Genomic DNA, 17,622 nt, shown 5'->3' with positions numbered 1-17,622 from the left:
TGCCGGGGGTTTCCGGCCGGTCTCAAGACCATCACCGGGAGGGCCCGCCGGGCGTCGTGGCAGCGGATGATCCGCACCGGGGCCCTGGGTCCCTCCCCGGCCCGCGACCAGGACCCTGGTCCTGGTCGGGGCCCGGCTCCCGATGCGGGTCCCGGCCCAGGTCAGGGAGGTGCGAACGGCTGCCGCCCGGTGCTGCCGCCATGGTTGCTGTGCAACCCTGTTGCGGGGGCCGGGACGACGGCAGGCCAAGCGGGCGGTCCAAGCATCCGGACACAGGGAGACCAGACATGCCCAGCAGCCGACACACCGGACCCGACGGCGCCGGGGGACCGCGGGACGCGGGGCCCGGCGACGCCCGAGAGCCGCTGGGCACGGGACCCGGCGAGCCGCGCGAACCGCGGCCCGGCGGCGCCCGAGGGCTGCTGCGCTTCGACGGGGCCGAGCCGCCGTGGACCCGGAACGACGCGCTCGTCACCGGTGGGGCGTGCGCGATGAACCTGCTCAGTTACGTGTTCTTCAACGACCCCGCAGGCCGGCACGACGTGAGCGTGGCCGGGTTCCTCCTCGTCGCGCTGGCTGCCCTGCCGCTGCTCGCCCGGCGCCGTCACCCGGTCGCGGTGCTCGCCGCCGTACTGGCCCTCGACGTGACGGCAGCGCTGACCGTGCCGCTGCCCAGTCACTTCGGTGCGGTCCTGATGGTCGCCCTGTACTCGGTCGCCAGGGCCTGCTCGGGCCGGGTGACGGCGGTAGCGGCCGCCGCGACGATGCTGCTGACGCTGCTGAGCCAGAGCCAGGGCCGGATTCCGCCCTTGCGGGACGCCGTCTACCCGCCCCTCTCCGCCCTGATCGTCGTCGGCGCCGCCCTGGCCGTGAACCGCTGGCAGCGGGAGGTGGCGGCCAACCGCCGGCTCCTCGCCGACCGTGCGGTGGCCGACGAACGGCGCCGCATCGCACGGGAGTTGCACGACATCGTGGCCCACCACATCACCACCATGCAGCTGATGGCCGGGGGCGCCCGGGCCAACCTCGCCCAGCCGGAGGTGGTCCGGGACGCCCTGGTCACCCTGGAGTCCTCCGGCCGGCTCGCGCTGCGCGAGATGCGCCAGCTCCTCGACGTGCTGCGGGCCGGTGACGAGCCGGAGTCCTCGCCCGCGCTGCCCCAGCCCGGCGTCGACGACCTCGACCGGCTGGTGGCCGAGTCCCGGCTCGCCGGACTGCCGACCGCGTTCAGCGTCCTGGGGCCGCGGCGCCCGCTGCCGCCGACCGTGGGCCTCACGGTGTTCAGGATCGCCCAGGAGGCCCTCACCAACACCCGCAAGTACGCGGGCGACGCCCACGCGACCGTACAGCTGACGTACCGTCAGGACCGGGTCACCATCGAGGTGCGGGACGACGGCGGGGGCCGGCCTCCGCAGGAGGGAACACCGGCAGCGGGCTCGGGCGGGTACGGCGGCGGGTACAGCGGCGGGTACGGTCTCATCGGCATGCGCGAGCGCGTCGCCCTGCACGGCGGCACCCTCGCCGTCGGCCCGCAGCCCGACGGCGGATTCGCCGTACTGGCCGACCTGCCGCTGACCATGGACGAAGCAGCCGAGGCGGCCGAGGCAGCCGTCCCGCACGAGGGAGCACCACGATGACCGGGACCGAGACGGGGCCGATGACGGGATCGACGGCAGGGCCGACGGCAGAGTCGTTGACGCCGACACCGACACCGACGCCGACACCGACCCCACGGATCAGGGTGCTGATCGTGGACGACCAGCCGCTGGTCCGGCGCGGACTGTCGCTGATCCTCTCCCCCGACCCGTCCTTCGAGGTGGTGGGCGAGGCCGAGGACGGTGCGCGTGCCGTCGCCCTCTCCCGTGAACTGCGCCCCGACGTCGTGGTAATGGACATCCGGATGCCCGTGCTCGACGGGGTCGGCGCGACCCGCGAACTCGCCGCCACCGTGCCCGACTGCCGGGTCCTGGCCCTCAGCACCTTCGACCTCGACGAGTACGTCGTGGGCGCCCTGCGCGCCGGAGCCTACGGATTCCTGCCCAAGGACAGCTCCCCCGAGGACCTGAGCGCGGCGATCCGCACCGTCCACGCCGGCGAGGCCGTCGTCGCGCCGCGGCTGCTCACCCGGCTGATCTCCACCTACGTACGGACGCCCCGCGACGCGGCCCCGGCCCCGGTCCCCGCGGGACCGGCCGGACCGAGCGGTGAACTCACCCCCCGCGAGGTCGAGGTGTGGCGTCTGATGGCCACCGGCCTCGACAACACCGGGATCTCGGCCGCCCTGGACATCAGCCTCTCCACGGTCAAGAACTACATCACCAGCATCTTCGACAAGCTCGGCGTCCGCGATCGCGCCCAGGCGGTCATCGCGGCCTACGAATCGGGCCTGGTCACCGCCCGCCCGGCGGCGGGCACGGGGTCCTGAGATGAAGGGTCCGCGGGAGGGGTCGGGGGAGGCGCGGGGGAGGTCGAGGGGGAGGTCCAGCCCCGCTGGGCGTAGGAGAGGACGCCGGTGAGGATGACCCGCAGGAGTTCGCGCAGCTCCATCCGCAGCGGTGCCTGGACCTCGGGGTTCTGCGACCAGCGGTAGAGGATGCCGAGGTAGGCGTCCCGCACCACGTTCCCGACTCGGAGGGGGTCGATGCCGGGGGCGATCTGCCCGCTGCGCTGGCCCGCGGCGATGATGTCGGCGAAGACCCGGCCCGCGTACGGCTCCTCCATCAGCGGCCGCCCGGCCTTGACCCAGGCGGTCAGCATGGCGGGGGTGACGTTCCGTTCCGCCTCGTTGAAGTCGGCGAGCGCCGCCATGCAGAGCTCCAGGTGCACGGTGACGTCGTCCGGGGCGTCGCGCATCGTCTCTTCCATGCGCTCTTCGAGCTTCCGCTGCCGCTCGGTCGCCCAGGCGGTGACGAGATCCTCTTTGCGGGGGAAGTAGTTGAAGAAGGTGCCCCTGGCGACATCGGCACGTTCACTGATCTGGTCGACGGTGGTGCTGTCGTAGCCCTGTTCCGCGAAGAGGGCCAGGGCCGACGCGTAGATGTTCTCCCTGACACGTTGTTTGCTGCGTTCTCTGCGGCCCATGGGCTGCAGCGGGTTCTCGGACACAGGTTGCCGCTTCCTTGCTCGTACTGGCCCCCACCATCGAAATACGTATACCACAGTACAATAGTGAGCAGCGGTCCTGAATCGTCCCGGACCGGCACAGGGACCGGCACTCTCACTGGTCCTGGTCGACGAGCGGGCGCAGCACGGTCGCCGCACCGTCGGCGCCCAGCAGGCGCGCGACGGGGATGTCCGCTCCGTACGAGTTCCGCAGCCGGATCCTGAGCTGGCTGGCCATCAGGGAATCGAGGCCCAGATCGCGCAACGGCCGCCGGGGGTCCAGCCGTTCCACCGACGTGCCGAGCACCGCGGCCACCACTTCCATGGGAAGTTCCACGGGAGGCGCGTGCGGCGTCCTGGGGGCAACGGCAACGGGCGGTTCGGGGGCGGACATGGAGACGGGTGCAGGTACGGCGGCGGGCTGCGGGGCGCCGTCGGAGGACAGGCCGCGCAGCGCCATGCCGGTGACCTCCAGGAGGACCCGGCCGTCGGCCGCCAGCACGACGACGTCGCAGCGCGCGTCCTCTCCCTCCGCTCCCTCCGCCCCGAAACGGGCCACGCTCCAGCAGCCGTCCGCGAGTTCGCCCGTGATCGCCACGCTGTCGAAGGACACCGGGAGGTACGCACCGGTCGCTCCCGAGCCCGCCGTCGAGTGCGGCCACGCGGCGAGCATCGGCAGCAGTCCGGCCTCCAGCGCGCCGGGGCCCCTGAGGTCGGCGGTCGACAGCCGGGCCACCGCTTCGCCGTCCCTGCGCCACAGCTGGGAGACCGTGTTCAGGGCCGGGTCGATGTCGAAGCCGCGCGCCTGGGCCCGGCGGTGGAACTCCGCGGCGGGTACGTACTCCGTGCAGCGGGTCAGCGCCGAGTCGAGCAGGTTCTGCCCGTACGAGGCGCTGCGCACGCCCTGCGCCGCCGCCCGGCCCACCCGGACGGTGCCCGCGATGCCCGGCGCCTGCGGCTGTCCCGGCGCGGTGCGGGCGGTGTCGTACCGGACGGTGTCCGTACGGAACCGGAAGCGCCCGGGTGCGCCGAGAGGGTCGAGGGGGTCGAGCCTGACGCGCAGGGCCGTGGACGCCTCGCGCAACGCGGCCAGTTCCAGCGGCGGGCCGGTGAAGGTGACGTCCTCAAGAAGGACGTCCCCGCTGTCGCCGAGGTCCCGGGCGGTCTCCGCCACGGCGCCGAAGTGGACCGCCGGGGGAACCATGGCGAGCCCGCGCACCCGGACTCCCCCGCCCAGTTCGTCGAGTCCCAGCCGGTGCGGGGGGAGTTCACGCAGGTAACCGGAGTCGGGCGTACGGCCGGAGGCGTGGACCTGGGAGCGGTCGGGGAGGAACTCCTCCTCGTCCCAGTGGTACGGGGGCAGTGCCACGAGCTCGCCGCTCTGGCCCGCGTGGGCGAACCAACGGCTCCAGTCGACCGTGCCGCCGTGCACGAAGACGTTTCCGGTGACACGTGCCAGAGCGGCGAGTTCGCTCTGCCGCCGTACCAGCGTCGCGGTGGCCGCGGGCTCCTTGCCCCAGTGCTGCTGGGTGTCCTGGAGTGCCTGTACGAGCAGCGGGTGCGGACTCACCTCCACGAAGACGAAGTCGTCCTCCTTGAGCACCGTCCGCACGCTCTCCGCGAACCGCACCGGCTGCCGGAGGTTGTCCGTCCAGTAGTCCGCGTCGAGGGAGGCGTCCGCCACCGGGGCGCACCGGGTGGTGGAGAACATGCCGGTGCGCGGTGTCGTCGGGGTCAGGTCGGCGAGCGAGGCGGTGAGCGCGTCGCGGAGTCCGTCCATGTGCGGGGAGTGGGAGGCGATGTTGACCTTCACCCGTCGGCAGAACACCTCGCGCTCCGCGAGGTACGCCGCGATCTCGTCCAGCGTGCCGGGGTCGCCGGCGAGCACGGTGGCCTCCGGGGCGTTCTCCGCCGCGACGCACACCGTGTCGCCGAAGCGGGCCGCCACCCGTCGTGCTTCGTCGGCCGGCAGTTCGACGGCCATCATTCCGCCGTTGCCCGCCGCCTGCCGCATCAGGGTGCTCCGGCGGCAGATCACGGCGGCGGCGTCGCGGAGGGAGAGTGCTCCGGAGACGTACGCGGCGGCGGTCTCGCCCATGCTGTGCCCGAGGCACAGGTCCGGTTCGAGGCCCGACTCGCGCAGCAGGGCGGCCAGCGAGACCTCCATCGCCCAGAGCACCGGTTGCACGACCTCGACGCCGCCGAAGTCGGCGCCGGACTCGCCGCCGAGTGCGCCGCCCGATTCGGCGCCGGGGAGTTCGTCCGTACCCCCGGTGAGCACGTCGAGGACCGACCAGCCCACCTCTTCCCGTACGGCGTCGCTGCACGCCGTCATGGTCCCCCTGAACACGGCGGAGGATTCGAGGAGTTCGCGGCCCATGCCCAGCCACTGCGAGCCCTGGCCGGGGAAGACGAAGGCGGTCTTGCGGTCGCCGCCGAAGCCCGTGTCGCCGACGCCGCCGTGCGGGTCCTCCTCGCCGTTGCCGAGGGCGCGCAGGGTGGCGGCGAGTGCGTCGTGGTCCGCTCCGGCCGCCCACATGCGGTAGGGGTGGGCGTCGCGTCTGAGCGCGGCCGTGTGGCAGATGTCCGGCAGGCTGAACTGCCGTCCGGCGCCCGAGGGTCCGAGGTGGTCGGCGTAGTCGAGTGCCAGTCGGCGCAGTGCGGCGGGGGTGCGGGCGCTGAGCACCAGCAGTTCGGGTCTGCCGGTGAGCCGGGGGTGCAGGGCGGGGGCAGGGGCCGCGGGCTCCCGGTATTCGCCCACGACGACATGGGCGTTGGTGCCCGAGATGCCGAACGAGCTGACGCCCAGCAGGGCGGTGTCCGCGGCCGGTTCAAGGGCGGTGTTGCGGCTCACGACCCGCAGCGGCAGCCCGCCCTCCGCCAGCAGCGGGTGCGGCTGCGTGAAGTGCAGGGACGCCGGGATGAGCCGGTGCCTGGCGGTCAGTACGGCCTTGATGAGTCCGGCCATCCCGGCCGCCGCCTCGGCGTGCCCGATGTTGGACTTGACGGAGCCGACCGGCAGCGGGTGTTCGGCGCTCCGCTCCCCGCCGAGTGCTTCGGCGAGGGCCCGGAGCTCGACCCCGTCGCCGACGGTGGTGCCGGTGCCGTGCGCCTCCACGTAGTCCAGCTGGGACGGGGAGATTCCGGCGGTGCGGCACGCCTCGCGCACCATCGCGACCTGTCCCGACACCGCGGGCTGCATCAGCAGGCCGCTGCCGCGGCCGTCGTTGTTGACGGCGCTGCCCAGCAGGAGGCCCAGCACCTTGTCGCCGTCGCGCAGCGCGTCGGGCAGCCGCTTGAGCAGGACGACGCCGATGCCCTCGCTGCGGACGAATCCGTCGGCGGAGCTGTCGCCGAACTTGCACCGCCCGTCCGGCGCGAGCATGCCGCCCTGCGAGTAGGCGATGGCGTCGTCCGGCGAGAGCACGACGTTGACCCCGGCCGCGATCGCCAGGTCGCTCTCCCCGGTGAGCAGGGACTGGCGGGCGGTGTGCACCGCCACCAGGGACGACGAGCAGGCGGTGTCCAGGACCAGGCTCGGCCCGTGCAGGTCGAGGGCGAAGGAGACCCGGCCCGCGGTGGCCGCCCTGAGGCGGCTGCCGACCATGGCGCGTACGTCCTTCGACGCCGCCGCCGGGGAGACTTCCGCGTACTCGGCGGTCGCCTGTCCGACGAAGACTCCGGTACGGGTGCCGGCGAGGCCCGACGGCCGGATCCCGGCGTCTTCGAGGGACTCCCAGACGACCTGCAGGAGCAGTCGCTGCTGGGGGTCCATCGTCGCGGCCTCGCGCGCCGAGATGCCGAAGAACCCGGCGTCGAAGCGGTACAGGTCGTCGAGGAAGCCGCCGTGCCGGGAGACGGACTTGCCGGGTTCCGCGACAACACCGGAGGCCGCGCCGCCGGCGCTCTCGCCGACGGAGACGCAGTGCTCGGCGAGGTCGAACCTGTCCCCGGGGATCAGGGAGACGGCGTCCACGTTCCCTTCGAGCAGGCGCCAGTACGCCTCGATCCCCCTGGCCTGCGGAAATCTGCAACCCATCCCCACGATCGCGATCTCCGGCACAGCAGCCCGCCCCATCCCAACCCCCCTGAATCATGTTCCGGCCCAAAAATACACGTGGCACCAAGGTTGTTCCGACGTCCCGCATGAACACCTTGTTAAGGGTCCGTTAGCCATCTGACCTGCGGCGTACTGAGCGAGAGCGGTGGAGCACAGGGGTCGCGCCAATTCCATGTCAAGTGGATGTTGCGTGCAGCACATGAACTTGCGTCCAAAGTTAGATTGCTGCATACATTTACGTCGGCGGTCGGCGCGACGCACCGATCCGGGACCCTCGTCGGGTCCTGTCCACATACCCCGGGGGGGATTTTTTCCATGACCGAGCAGTTGCATTCAGCCGGGCTCTACACCCGCAGCGAGCACATCGACTCCTGGACCGTGCGTGCGGCGAAGCCGCTGTCCTACGAGGTCCGCATCTGCGAGGACGCGTTCGACCTCGGGAGCACCGCACTGCTCGAAGGTGCGGGCACCAGCACCGGCACCGGCCCCCTCCGGCGCTTCGTGGTGATCGACGAGGAAGTGGCCGTACTGCACGGCGAGCGGATCGAGAAGTACTTCGCGCACCACGGCGTCGACTTCCGGCTGCACCGCGTCAAGGCCAACGAGACGGTGAAGGACTTCGACACCGCAGGCGGCATCGTGGAGGCGCTCGACGCCTTCGGCATCAACCGCAGGCAGGAGCCGATCATCGTGATCGGCGGCGGCGTCCTCATGGACATCGTCGGACTCGTCGCCAACCTCTACCGGCGCGGCACCCCGGTCCTGCGGGTCCCCACCACCCTGATCGGCCTGGTCGACGCCGGGGTGGGCGTGAAGACGGGGGTGAACTTCAACGGGCACAAGAACCGGCTCGGAACGTACTTCGCCACCTCCCTGACGCTCCTCGACCGCTCCTTCCTCGCCACGGTCGACCGCCGGCACATCGCCAACGGCCTCGCGGAGATCCTGAAGATCGCCCTGATCAAGGACCAGCAGCTCTTCGCGCTCCTGGAGGAGCACGGCGACCAGCTGCTGGCGACGAAGCTCCAGGGCAGCCCCCTCGCCCAGGGCCGCGTCGCCGCCCAGGTGGTGCAGCGGGCGGTGCACGGCATGCTGGAGGAACTGCAGCCCAACCTCTGGGAGACCGAGCTGGAGCGGGTGGTCGACTACGGCCACACCTTCAGCCCGACCATCGAGATGCGGGCCCTTCCCGCCCTGCTGCACGGCGAGGCGGTCTGCCTCGACATGGCGCTGACCACGGTCATCGCCGAGCGGCGCGGTCTGGTCACCGAGGAGCAGCGCGAGCGCGTCCTCGGGGTGATGGGCAAGCTGGAACTCCCGCGCTGGCACCCGCTGCTGGAGGCCGGACTGCTGGCTTCCGCACTGGAGGAGACGGTGCGCCACCGCGACGGGCAGCAGCGGCTCCCGCTGCCGGTGGGAATCGGCGACGCGGTCTTCGTCAACGACGTGACCGCCGAGGAACTCGCCGCCGCCGTCGACGAGTTGCGCCGCGCGGACTCCCGCGTTCCGGCTGCGACGAGCTGACGCGGAACACGTCGATGCACACGCAGGAATCCTCCGCACCACCGCGGTCCGCGCCCACGGCCGCGTCGGCGCCCGCGCCCGTACCGGCGTCCATGAGCTCCGCGCGGCTCCCCTCCCTGACGGGCATGCGGTTCTTCGCCGCCGTCGCCGTCTTCGTGACGCACGTGGCGGTCGTCGCGCCCTTCACGGACGAGTCGCTGAACCACGCGTTCTGGAAGTACCTGAGCAGGGCGGGGTACTTGGGCGTCGGGTTCTTCTTCGTCCTCAGCGGGTTCGTGCTCGCCTGGTCCTCGCGGACCGGGGACACCCCCGGCCGGTTCATCAGGCGGCGGCTCGCGAAGATCTACCCGAACCACCTCGTCACCTGGGCCGCCGGTCTGCTGCTCATGCTCGCGACGGGCGCGCACGTATGGCTCGGAAACACGCTCCCGAGCCTGCTGCTCGTCCAGAGCTGGGTGCCCGACCTCAAGATCATGGCCGGTCCGAACGGCCCCAGTTGGTCGCTCGTGTGCGAGCTGCTCTTCTATCTGGCCTTCCCCTTCCTGATCAAACCGATCAGGAGGATCAGGCCGGAGCGGCTGTGGCTCGCCGTCGGTGTCGTCGTCGCCGCGTTCTGGGCGGTCCCGCTGCTCGCGCAGCTCCTCCCGGACGGCCCTCCGGCCCCGGACCAGCCGGTGTCCTGGTGGAAGTACTGGTTCGTCTACTTCTGCCCCGGCACCCGGCTGCTCGACTTCGTCCTGGGCATCCTCATGGCGCGGATCGTACTGGCGGGTCGCTGGATCGGGCTGCGACGGCTTCCGGCGCTGGCCCTCCTGGCCGCCGGTTACGCACTCATGGTCTTCCTGCCGGACGCGTACGGGCTGGTGGCACCGACCGCACTGCCCGTCGCCCTGGTGATCGCCGCCAGTGCCGTGGCGGACGTGAAGAACAAGCGGTCCGTGCTGGCCGGGCGGTTCCCGGTGTGGCTGGGCGAGGTCTCCTTCGCCTTCTACATGGTGCACTTCCTGGTCCTCTACTACGGGCCCATGCGGCTCGCGACCGCCGACCCGCGGACCGGACGCCACTGGGACACCCCCCAGGCGCTCGGCCTGATGGCACTGAGCCTCGCGCTGAGCCTCCTCCTCGGCTGGCTGCTGCACGTACTCGTCGAGCAGCCCGCCATGCGCCGCTGGTCCAAGTCGAAGGCCGACCGGGCGGCAGCCGCCTCGGCGCAGGACCGCAGGGCAGCCGCCCCGACCACGGACAGCGCGGTCAACGACCCCATATTCACAGGGACTTCAAGCAAATGATGACCAACCTCAACCGACGCCTGTTCCTGCGGGCCGGCTCGGCGGCCGCTCTCGGCGTGACCGGCGCCGCCCTCACCGAGGGGACCGCCCAGGCGGCGGCCCCGGCGGCCCCCGCGGCCGCCCCCGGCGCCGGCGGTGTGCTCACCGTGACGCCGCAGGACGCCCGTTACTCCGACCTCACCTCCGGTCTGAACCAGCGCTGGACGTCCGCTCCCGAGCGGATCGTGCTGCCCAGGACGACGGCGCAGGTGGTGGAACTGGTCCAGGCGGCCGTCACCGGCGGCAAGCGGATCAGCGTGCGGGGCGGCGGTCACTGCTTCGAGGACTTCGTGCACAACGCCGAGGTCCAGGTCGTCATCGACATGAACCTGATGGACGACGTCCACTTCGACGAGCAGCGGGGCGCCTTCGCCGTCGAGGGCGGCGCCACCCTGCTGCGGGTCTACGAAGAGCTGTACAAGAGCTGGGGCGTGACGCTGCCCGGCGGCGCGTGCTTCTCGGTCGGGGTCGGCGGGCACGTCAGCGGCGGCGGGTACGGAATGCTCTCCCGCCGGTACGGGCTGACCGTGGACCACCTCGAAGCCGTCGAGGTCGTCGTCGTCGATGCTCAGGGCAAGGCCAGGAGCGTGGTGGCGGGCCGCGACAAGAACGACCCGAACCACGACCTGTTCTGGGCCCACACCGGCGGCGGGGGCGGCAACTTCGGCGTGATCACGAAGTACTGGTTCCGCTCCCCCGGCGCGACCGGCAACGACCCCCGCAAGCTGCTGCCGGCGCCACCGGCGGAGGTCTTCGTCACCAGCGCCTCCTGGCCGTGGGAGAAGGTCAGCAAGGAGGGCTTCGTCAGGCTCGTCGACTTCTACGGCAAGTGGCTTGAGGCGAACAGCTCCCCGGACTCCCCGTACGCGGACCTCTGCTCGTGGCTGTTCCTGAACCACCGCTCCCTGGGCTCGCTGGGCATGCTGGTGCAGACGGACGCCACCGCGCCGAACGCGGAGAAGCTGCTGACGGACTTCCTGTCCGGCTTCACCCGCGCCCTCGGCGGCAGCGAAACGCACAAGGTGCCGCTGCAGAGCGGCGACCGGAGCACATCGGAGCACTTCACCACCTACCGGCTGCCCTGGCTGCGCGCCACCAAGTTCGTCGGAACCAGCGCCGCCCAGCAGACCGACCCGACGCTGCGCGGCAAGCACAAGTCGGCCTTCCACCGCCGGGCCCTCACCACCGGGGCCATCGAGACGATCCACGACCAGCTGACGACGACCGAGCACCGGGCCAGGTTCGCCGGGCTCGTGCTGCCCGCCTCCGGCGGCGCGATCAGCAGCAGGTCCGCCACCGACACCGCGGTCGCCCAGCGCGACTCCATCATGAAGATCACGTACGAGACGTACTGGAACGACCGCGCCGACGACGCACCGAACGTCGACTGGGTGCGGAACATCTACCGGGCCGTCTACGCGAAGACGGGCGGCGTCCCCGTGCCGGACGAGCACACCGACGGCTGCTACATCAACTACCCGGACGCCGACATCAGCGACCCGGAGTTCAACACCTCGCCGGTGCCCTGGACCGAGCTCTATTACAAGGGCAACTACCAGCGGCTCCAGCAGGTCAAGCGGGCCTGGGACCCCCGGAACGTCTTCCGGCACCGCCAGTCGATCCGCCCGTAACCACAGTCGATCCGCCCGTAACCACAGCTGATCCGCCCATAACCACAGCCGCACCACGACCACCGCAGAACCCACAGAAACGGAAGTACCCCCATGCGCACCACCACCCTCGGCGCGAACGGTCCCGAAGTCGGCCGCATCGGACTCGGCACGATGGGCATGTCCTTCGGGTACGACCCGAACGGCAGGGACGACGACACCTCCGTCCAGGTCATCCACCGGGCGATCGAGCTCGGCGTCACCCTCCTCGACACCGCCGACGTGTACGGGCCGTTCACCAACGAGGAGCTCGTCGGCCGGGCCGTCGCCGGGCGCCGCGACGAGGTCGTCCTGTCCACCAAGGGCGGCCAGACGGTCGACGACAACGGCATCCACCCCAACGCCGGACGCCCCGAGCAGCTCCGCGACGCCGTCGACGCCAGCCTCAAGCGGCTCGGCACCGACTTCATCGACCTCTACTTCATCCACCGGATCGACCCGAGCGTCCCCCTCGAAGAGAGCTGGGGCGCCCTCTCGGAGCTCGTCTCCTCCGGAAAGATCCGGGCCCTGGGCCTGTCGGAGGTCTCCCTGGAGGAGATCAGGCGTGCCGAGGCCGTGCACCCGGTGGCAGCGGTGCAGTCCGAGGCGTCGCTGTTCACCCGGCGTTCGCTGACCGACGTCCTGCCGTACTGCGAGGAGCGGGGCATCTCCTTCATGCCGTACTCGCCGCTGGGCCGGGGCGTGCTCGCGGGTGCCTTCAGCAAGCCCGCGGACCTGCCCGACGGCGACTGGCGCAAGTTCATGCCCCGGTTCACCGAGGAGGCCATGGCGCACAACAACGCGATCGTGGACGTCGTGCGCACCGTCGCGGAACGGCACGGCGTGACGCTCTCCCAGGTCGCCCTCGCCTGGCTGCTGGAGCAGGGCCGTTACGTGATCCCCATCCCCGGCACCAAGCGGACGAAGTACCTCCAGGACAACGCCGCAGCCGCCGAGGTCCGCCTCACCGCCGAGGACATCGCGGAGCTCGACGCGCTCCCCGAGCCCCTCGGCGCGTCCGAGTAGGACACCGCGGCCATGAATCCACCGACCGTCGTCATCGACGTGGGCGGCACCCATCTGCGGTGGGCCCGCTGGTCTCCCGAGGGGGGCCTGTCCGAGCGGACCGTCCGTCCTTCGCCGGGCCGCATGCGGTATCCGCGGGCGTCCGTCGCCGAGTTGCGGCGCCTCATGGTCGCCGCGCTCAGCGACGCCGTCCCCGCGGAGCCTGGCGTGGTCGCCGGGATCTCGTTCGGGGCGGCGCTGGACCACCGCAGCGGCGTCGTGTACGCGTCGGCGCCGCTGTGGGGCCCGGCCGGAGCCCCCTTCGACCTGCTCGGTGCGCTGCGCGGGGCGCGGCCCGACGTCAAGTGGCACCTCGTCAACGACGTCACCGCCGCGCTGCTGCACTTCGCTTCCGCACCCGGTCGCGAGGACCGTCGCAAGGTGCTGCTCGCGACGGTCAGCAGCGGCATCGCCTGCCGGGTCCTGGACCGGCGTACCCACACCGTGCCGGTGGACGGGTGCGGGCTGCAGGGGGAGATCGGCCATCTCCCCGCCACGACCGCCCTGGTGGGCCGGCCCGTGGAGCTGACCTGCGACTGCGGGGTGCCCGGCCACGTGGCGGCGTACTCGTCGGGGCCGGGGATCTCCCGCATGGCCCAGGTGCTGCGGCGACGCGCTCCGCTGCGGTGGCTGGACTCCGCCCTGCACACGGGCACGGAGTCCGGCGGGTCCTTCGAGTCCGCCTTCCGTACGGCGCTGGACTCGGGCGATCCGCTCGCCGAGGAGCTCCTCGCGGCGGTGACGTCGCCCGTCGCCGACGTGTTGCGCACCGTGCTCTGCCTCGATCCGGAGATCGACGAGATCGGGCTCACCGGCGGCGTGGCCGTCGGCCTCGGCGCCCACTACCGCAGGGCGGTACTGGCCCACCTGGACCGCCAGGGGCTCTATCTGACCAGCGACCGGAATCCGCAGTGGGTCGCGGACCGCCTCACCGTCTGCGCGAGCGGGGAGGCGGACGGACTGCTGGGGGCGGCAATAGCCGCCACGGCGGGCGCTGTTGTGGACACCACCGCGCCGCACAGTCATGAGACCGGAGAGATGTACGTATGAGAACGTCAGCGCCATCCGTGGCGGAAGTGCCGTCCGTGGCGGAAGTTCCGTCCGTGGCGGAAGAACCGTCCTTGGCAGGAGACCCGCGGCCCGTGTCCGGCGGGCCCGAGCACCGTGCCCTCGTCCGGGAGGGGCAGCAGGTCCTCGTCCGCCGGCTGCCCACGCCACGGCCCGCACCCGGCGAGATCCTCGTCGCCCCGCAGGTCGCCGGAGTCTGCGGCACCGACCTGCAGATGCTGCGCGGGCTGCGGGACGACGCCGCCCCGGTCCTCGGGCACGAGGGCCTGGCCCGCACGGTGGCCGTCGGCCCCGGCGTCGGCGGTGAGTTCGCTCCGGGAACGCCCGTCGTCGTCAACCCCACCCACCCCACCGACCCCACCTTCCTGCTCGGGCACAACGTGAACGGCCTCTGGCAGGAGCGGACGCTGATCCCGGCGAACGCCGTGCACGGCGGCCAGGTCATCGCGCTGGAGCGGGCACCGGAAGCCGAACTGGCCGCGCTGCTCGAACCGCTCGCGGTGGTGCGCTACGCGCTCGCCACCCTGGCCGCCTTCCGGCCGCGCACCCTGATCGTCCACGGGGACGGCACCATCGGGCAGTTGGCGGTACGGGCCGCCCGCCACTGGCTCGGGGCAGGCGTGCGCACCGTCCTGGTGCACCACACCGCCGACGGCCTGGCGTGGAGCGATGCCAGGCCCGCCGCCGACCGGGCGGATCTCCGCCTTCTCAAGGGCCGTGACCAGGTCCGTACCGTACGTACGATCTCGGCGGACGGACCCACGGCGGTCCTGCTCGCCACACCGCGTGACGCGACGCTGCACTGCCTGGAGGAAGCGGTGGCCGCGGCGGGCGAGGACACCACCGTCGACGTGCTCGGAGGCCTGCCCCCGCTCGCGACCACTCCGCTGCTGCCCGGCATCGACCTGAACGCCGTCCGCGCGGCCAACTGTGCCGGACTGCCCGACCCCGCCCGCTGGGTGCGCACCCGCACCAGCACCGGCGGCCAGGTGCGGCTGATCGGCCACCGGGGCGTCGGGAACTTCCATCTCCGGGCGGCGGCAGCCGAGTTGAGCCACGCACCGGACCGCTACCGCGATCTGGTCACCCACTGCGTCGGCATCGAAGAAGCGGCCCCCCTGCTCAGCCGGTTGGCACAGAGCCGGGACCGCATGGTCGACGGCCGCCGTCTCATCAAACTCGCGGTGCGCCTCACACCCGCGCACACCGCTTCCGCGCACGCCTCTTCCGCGCACGCCTCTTCCGCACACACCCCTACGGAGAACTGATCCTGATGCCGACACCTCTCACACCACCGCTCGCGGGCCGCCGGGCCCTGGTGGTCGGCGGTTCCACCGGCGTGGGCCGCGGCATCGCCGACGCCTGGGCGCAGGCCGGGGCCGACGTCCTGGTGCTCAGCCGCTCCGCCCCCGCGGGGCCGGGCGCCGAGGCACTGCGCTGGGCCCCCCTGGACCTCACTGACCGCACCGCGGCCCAGCGGCAGTTGACCGCGGCCACCGCGGACGACCTGCACCTGGCCTGCTTCTCGGCCGTCCACTACGGCGACCGCCGCGCGCTCTTCGGCGATGCCTCCGAGGACGAGTGGCGCAGGCAGGTGGACGTCAATCTGCACGGGCTCTGGCTGACGCTCGCCGCCTCCCTGCCCGCGCTCCGCCGCACCGCGGGGACCGGACTGTTCCTGGGGGTGTCGTCCGAGGTGGTCTTCAACGCCGGACCCGGACGATCCGGTTACGCGGCGACCAAGGCCGCCGGAGCCGCTCTGCTCAACTCCGTGGCCCAGGAGCAGGACGCTGACGACGTCCGCATCGTGCAGGTGCTTCCCGCGGGCATGGTCGACAGCCCGGGGATCCGCCGGCGCCGTCCGGGCGACTTCGACTACAGCTCGTACATGCAGCCCGCCCAATTCGGGGCGGTGGCAACCGAGTTGGCGCTGACCTCGGGAGCGGGACAGCACGGCGAGAGCCTCGTCGTCGACGGGTCGGGAGAGTGGCGGCCGGTCGGCGAGGCCACCCCCGTCTCGCAGAGCCGGCGGACCGCGTCGTGAGCCGCCCGGCCACCGCTGCCGCCGCCGTCCTCCGGTCGTCCGGGCGGCGGACTCCGCAGCTCGCTCTCGCCGACTGGCGGCTGCCCGTGGCCGGAGCGGCTGCCGTGGAACTGGCGGCGAGGGTCGGTGCCGACGCCGTCCAGCTCGACCTGGGCGGGCCCGGCCGGGCCGACTGGCTCGATGCTCCGGGATCCCTCGCGGCCCTGCGCGAGAGGTCCGGAGCCACCGGAGTGGAACTGACCGCGGTCTCCGGGAACCTCCTCAACGACATCGGTCTGACCGCACCGGAGGACAGCGCGCAGGGGCAGCTCGTCCGCACCACGCTGCTCCGCCTCCTGGACACGGCCCACGCGCTCGGCGTGCCGCTGGTCTTCGTCCCCAGCTTCCGCCGCAGCGCGATCAACAACGCCTACGACCTGCGCAGGACCGCGACCGTCCTGGGCCGGGCCGCTCAGGAGGCGGCGGACCGGAACCTGCTGCTGGCGAGCGAGAACACCCTCTCCGCCACGGACTCCCGCGACCTGGTCGAAGCGGTCGGTTCACCGTCCTTCCGGCTTCTCCTCGACACCTACAACCCTCGGGCGGCCGGAGTGGACGTGGTCGAACTCATCCGCGTCAACGCCCCCTGGATCTGCGACCAGGTCCATCTGAAGGACGGCCTGCGGGGAGCGGGCGGCAGCGTGCTGCTGGGCGAGGGCGACGGCCGCCTGGCCGAAACGCTCGCCGCCCTCGCCGACGAACAGGTGCCGGTGCGCACGCTCGTCGTGGAGACCGACCACCGGGAAGGCCGGACCGGACGACCGGCCGCGGCCTCCGCAGACCTCGAAAGCACGGGCCTCGGGGACCCGGGCCCCATGGACACCAACCTCAGGAACACGAACCTCATGAACACAGACCCCTTGGCCACCGACATCGCATGGAACCTGCACGCCGACATCTCATGGGACCTGCACAAGGACACAGACCCCTTGGCCGCAGACCTCGGATGGGGCCGGCGCCACGCAGGACTCCTCCACCACTCCATCGAAGGAACGGCATGAGCAGCACCATCGACGAGCTCCCCGCCACGGCCCCGGCCCACCGGGTGAAACTGACCGCCGAGGCCCTGCTGTTCGACATGGACGGCACCCTCGTCGACTCGACGGTCGTCGTCGAGCGGACCTGGCGGCGCTTCGCCCGCAGGCACGGCCTGGACGCCGACGAGATCCTGGCGACGGCCCACGGCCGGCGCACCGGCGAAACCGTCGCCCGGTACGCGCCCGCCGGTGTGGACGCGGCGGCCGAGACGGCCCGGCTGGTGGCGGAGGAGATCGACGACGTGGACGGCATCGTGCCCGTACCCGGCGCCGCCGAACTGCTCGACGGCCTCCCCGCCGAGAGCTGGGCGATCGTCACCTCGGCCGGCCTGGAGCTGACCGTGCACCGCATGGCGGCGGCCGGACTCCCCCTCCCCCGCTGCCTCCTCTCCGCCGACGACGTCACCGAGGGAAAGCCGCACCCCATGGGCTACCTGGCGGCCGCCCGTGAGCTGGGCACGGCCCCGGTGTCGGCCATCGTCTTCGAGGACGCGGCGGCCGGGCTCGAAGCCGCCGTCGCCGCGGGCACCACGCCGGTGGTCGTCGGCGCCTACACCGGTGCGGCGGCCAAGGGGCTGATCCGCGTCACCGACCTGCGCGACGTGTCCGTCACCGCACCCGCGCCCGGCCGGCTGCGGGTGGGCCTCACGGTACGGACCGCGACCCCTCCGGCCCCGTAGAGCACCGGCCTCTTCACTCCCCGTCC

At 72.2% G+C, this 17,622-nt stretch carries 13 protein-coding genes; 11 read left to right on the top strand and 2 right to left on the bottom strand.

Annotation, left to right across the window (positions count from 1 at the left end):
- Nucleotides 1–287 precede the first annotated feature (287 nt).
- Together ACH4SP_RS02725 and ACH4SP_RS02720 are read left to right on the top strand one after the other, a co-directional pair.
- Nucleotides 288–1,637, top strand: coding sequence for a sensor histidine kinase (locus tag ACH4SP_RS02725; RefSeq protein WP_398408458.1), 1,350 nt, complete (start codon nucleotides 288–290; stop codon nucleotides 1,635–1,637).
- Complete coding sequence (locus ACH4SP_RS02720) at nucleotides 1,634–2,425, top strand: response regulator (RefSeq protein ID WP_398408456.1); 792 nt, start codon at nucleotides 1,634–1,636, stop codon at nucleotides 2,423–2,425. Before ACH4SP_RS02725 ends, ACH4SP_RS02720 begins: the two co-directional genes overlap by 4 nt.
- On the opposite strand, the gene ACH4SP_RS02715 is transcribed toward ACH4SP_RS02720, so the two are convergent.
- Both ACH4SP_RS02715 and ACH4SP_RS02710 read right to left on the bottom strand, forming a co-directional pair.
- Nucleotides 2,374–3,105: a TetR/AcrR family transcriptional regulator gene (locus ACH4SP_RS02715; RefSeq protein WP_398408454.1), complete on the bottom strand. Its 732-nt coding sequence runs from the start codon at nucleotides 3,103–3,105 to the stop codon at nucleotides 2,374–2,376. The two genes, ACH4SP_RS02720 and ACH4SP_RS02715, sit on opposite strands and share 52 nt — an antisense overlap.
- A gap of 112 nt (nucleotides 3,106–3,217) precedes the next feature.
- Nucleotides 3,218–7,180, bottom strand: a complete 3,963-nt coding sequence (locus ACH4SP_RS02710; protein ID WP_398408452.1) for a type I polyketide synthase — start codon at nucleotides 7,178–7,180, stop codon at nucleotides 3,218–3,220.
- A 297-nt stretch (nucleotides 7,181–7,477) separates the two neighbouring features.
- Between ACH4SP_RS02710 and ACH4SP_RS02705 the strand changes: the two genes are divergently transcribed.
- The 9 genes from ACH4SP_RS02705 to ACH4SP_RS02665 all read left to right on the top strand — a co-directional run bounded on the left by ACH4SP_RS02705 (nucleotide 7,478) and on the right by ACH4SP_RS02665 (nucleotide 17,596).
- Entirely contained in the window at nucleotides 7,478–8,686 is a 1,209-nt protein-coding gene (locus tag ACH4SP_RS02705; protein WP_398408450.1) for a sedoheptulose 7-phosphate cyclase, read from the top strand.
- Between the two features lie 14 nt (nucleotides 8,687–8,700).
- The gene (locus ACH4SP_RS02700) at nucleotides 8,701–9,975 is read left to right on the top strand and encodes an acyltransferase family protein (protein WP_398408448.1); all 1,275 of its coding nucleotides are present in this window, start codon (nucleotides 8,701–8,703) and stop codon (nucleotides 9,973–9,975) included.
- Nucleotides 9,972–11,645, top strand: coding sequence for an FAD-binding oxidoreductase (locus ACH4SP_RS02695; RefSeq protein WP_398408447.1), 1,674 nt, complete (start codon nucleotides 9,972–9,974; stop codon nucleotides 11,643–11,645). The genes ACH4SP_RS02700 and ACH4SP_RS02695 overlap by 4 nt, the downstream gene beginning before the upstream one ends.
- Before the next feature lie 93 nt (nucleotides 11,646–11,738).
- The gene (locus ACH4SP_RS02690; RefSeq protein WP_398408445.1) at nucleotides 11,739–12,689 is read left to right on the top strand and encodes an aldo/keto reductase; all 951 of its coding nucleotides are present in this window, start codon (nucleotides 11,739–11,741) and stop codon (nucleotides 12,687–12,689) included.
- A 12-nt stretch (nucleotides 12,690–12,701) separates the two neighbouring features.
- Entirely contained in the window at nucleotides 12,702–13,778 is a 1,077-nt protein-coding gene (locus ACH4SP_RS02685) for an ROK family protein (RefSeq protein WP_398408443.1), read from the top strand.
- A gap of 92 nt (nucleotides 13,779–13,870) precedes the next feature.
- Nucleotides 13,871–15,064, top strand: a complete 1,194-nt coding sequence (locus tag ACH4SP_RS02680; RefSeq protein ID WP_398408441.1) for an alcohol dehydrogenase catalytic domain-containing protein — start codon at nucleotides 13,871–13,873, stop codon at nucleotides 15,062–15,064.
- Nucleotides 15,065–15,069: 5 nt separating this feature from the next.
- Nucleotides 15,070–15,840, top strand: a complete 771-nt coding sequence (locus tag ACH4SP_RS02675) for an SDR family NAD(P)-dependent oxidoreductase (RefSeq protein WP_398408439.1) — start codon at nucleotides 15,070–15,072, stop codon at nucleotides 15,838–15,840.
- Complete coding sequence (locus ACH4SP_RS02670; protein WP_398408437.1) at nucleotides 15,837–16,880, top strand: sugar phosphate isomerase/epimerase family protein; 1,044 nt, start codon at nucleotides 15,837–15,839, stop codon at nucleotides 16,878–16,880. Before ACH4SP_RS02675 ends, ACH4SP_RS02670 begins: the two co-directional genes overlap by 4 nt.
- Nucleotides 16,877–17,596, top strand: a complete 720-nt coding sequence (locus ACH4SP_RS02665) for an HAD-IA family hydrolase (RefSeq protein ID WP_398408435.1) — start codon at nucleotides 16,877–16,879, stop codon at nucleotides 17,594–17,596. The genes ACH4SP_RS02670 and ACH4SP_RS02665 overlap by 4 nt, the downstream gene beginning before the upstream one ends.
- The last annotated feature ends 26 nt before the right edge of the window (nucleotides 17,597–17,622 follow it).

This window comes from Streptomyces sp. NPDC021093 (assembly GCF_044333135.1).
Taxonomy (GTDB): domain Bacteria; phylum Actinomycetota; class Actinomycetes; order Streptomycetales; family Streptomycetaceae; genus Streptomyces.
The sequence above is the reverse complement of the archived record's forward strand: the minus strand, read 5'-3'. Positions and strand labels throughout refer to the sequence as shown.

Excerpts from the sequence above, each read along its gene's own strand:
- ACH4SP_RS02725 (WP_398408458.1), top strand. The coding sequence starts at position 288 with ATGCCCAGCAGCCGACACACCGGACCCGACGGCGCCGGGGGACCGCGG.
- ACH4SP_RS02720 (WP_398408456.1), top strand. The coding sequence starts at position 1,634 with ATGACCGGGACCGAGACGGGGCCGATGACGGGATCGACGGCAGGGCCG.
- ACH4SP_RS02710 (WP_398408452.1), bottom strand. The coding sequence starts at position 7,180 with ATGGGGCGGGCTGCTGTGCCGGAGATCGCGATCGTGGGGATGGGTTGC.
- ACH4SP_RS02705 (WP_398408450.1), top strand. The coding sequence starts at position 7,478 with ATGACCGAGCAGTTGCATTCAGCCGGGCTCTACACCCGCAGCGAGCAC.
- ACH4SP_RS02700 (WP_398408448.1), top strand. The coding sequence starts at position 8,701 with ATGCACACGCAGGAATCCTCCGCACCACCGCGGTCCGCGCCCACGGCC.
- ACH4SP_RS02695 (WP_398408447.1), top strand. The coding sequence starts at position 9,972 with ATGATGACCAACCTCAACCGACGCCTGTTCCTGCGGGCCGGCTCGGCG.
- ACH4SP_RS02690 (WP_398408445.1), top strand. The coding sequence starts at position 11,739 with ATGCGCACCACCACCCTCGGCGCGAACGGTCCCGAAGTCGGCCGCATC.
- ACH4SP_RS02685 (WP_398408443.1), top strand. The coding sequence starts at position 12,702 with ATGAATCCACCGACCGTCGTCATCGACGTGGGCGGCACCCATCTGCGG.
- ACH4SP_RS02675 (WP_398408439.1), top strand. The coding sequence starts at position 15,070 with ATGCCGACACCTCTCACACCACCGCTCGCGGGCCGCCGGGCCCTGGTG.
- ACH4SP_RS02665 (WP_398408435.1), top strand. The coding sequence starts at position 16,877 with ATGAGCAGCACCATCGACGAGCTCCCCGCCACGGCCCCGGCCCACCGG.